This window comes from Lentzea albidocapillata (assembly GCF_000719115.1).
GTDB classification, from domain to species: Bacteria; Actinomycetota; Actinomycetes; order Mycobacteriales; family Pseudonocardiaceae; genus Lentzea; species Lentzea albidocapillata.
On record NZ_JOEA01000066.1, the window covers coordinates 1 to 671 of the forward strand.

A 671-nucleotide genomic window follows, 5' to 3' on the forward strand; every position below is an offset into this window, starting at 1 on the left:
CACGGAGACGGCGTCTGCACGACGTTCATCCCGCGCGCCACCCCGCAGACCACGGCACATCAGCCCACCGACACATCAGCAAGCACGGCCGGGAGGAACCCCGCATGACGCTCCCCACGGAGACTGCCCACCCCGAACTCGAGGGCCTGGGTACGTACGAGTACGGCTGGGCCGACTCCGACGCGGCCGGAGCCTCCGCCCGGCGTGGCATCGGCGAGGACGTCGTCCGCGATATCTCGTCCAAGAAGGACGAGCCGGAGTGGATGACCAAGCTCCGCCTCAAGGGCCTGAAGCTCTTCGGCAAGAAGCCCATGCCGAACTGGGGCTCGGACCTCTCCGGCATCGACTTCGACAACATCAAGTACTTCGTGCGGTCCACCGAGAAGCAGGCCGAGTCCTGGGAGGACCTGCCGGAGGACATCAAGAACACGTACGACAAGCTCGGCATCCCCGAGGCGGAGAAGCAGCGCCTCGTCGCCGGCGTCGCCGCGCAGTACGAGTCGGAGGTCGTCTACCACCAGATCCGCGAGGACCTGGAGGAGCAGGGCGTCATCTTCCTCGACACCGACACCGCGCTGAAGGAGCACCCGGAGCTCTTCCAGGAGTACTTCGGCACCGTCATCCCCGCCGGTGACAACAAGTTCGCCGCGCTCAACACGGCCGTGTGGTCC

At 66.5% G+C, this 671-nt stretch carries 1 protein-coding gene; it reads left to right on the forward strand.

Annotation, left to right across the window (positions count from 1 at the left end; translation table 11 throughout):
• Positions 1-104: 104 nt before the first annotated feature.
• The coding region (locus IG04_RS0141800) for a hypothetical protein (protein ID WP_030482289.1) at positions 105-671 on the forward strand (567 nt) is incomplete at its 3' end.